The sequence below is a fragment of the Mesorhizobium sp. M2E.F.Ca.ET.209.01.1.1 genome (assembly GCF_004010375.2).
Lineage (GTDB): Bacteria > Pseudomonadota > Alphaproteobacteria > Rhizobiales > Rhizobiaceae > Mesorhizobium.
This window is the reverse complement of record NZ_SADP02001137.1, coordinates 1-292: the sequence shown is the minus strand read 5'-3', so window position 1 is coordinate 292 and position 292 is coordinate 1. Positions and strand designations below refer to the sequence as shown.

Below are 292 nucleotides of genomic sequence, written 5' to 3'. Positions count from 1 at the left end.
TGCCGGGCTGAAGCGGCTCGGGCTCGAAGGCGTGATTACCGACCTGATGCCGCTGGAGGATTTTCCGCCGGCGCCGGGACAAGGCGCGATCGGCATCGAAACGCGCGTCGGCGACCGTGATATCGAGACAATGCTTGCGGCGATCCATCACGTGCCGACGGGCCAGGCCTTGGCCTGCGAACGAGCGTTTCTGGCCGCGCTCGACGGCTCGTGCCGCACACCGATCGCCGGCCATGCGACGGTGTCGGGCGGGAAACTGTCCTTTGCCGGGCTGATCATCTCGCCCGACGGC

Annotated in this window: 1 pseudogene; it reads left to right on the top strand. The window is 67.8% G+C overall.

The features are described from left to right. Nucleotides 1-292, top strand: a pseudogene (locus EN852_RS39440) (hydroxymethylbilane synthase); the annotation flags it as partial.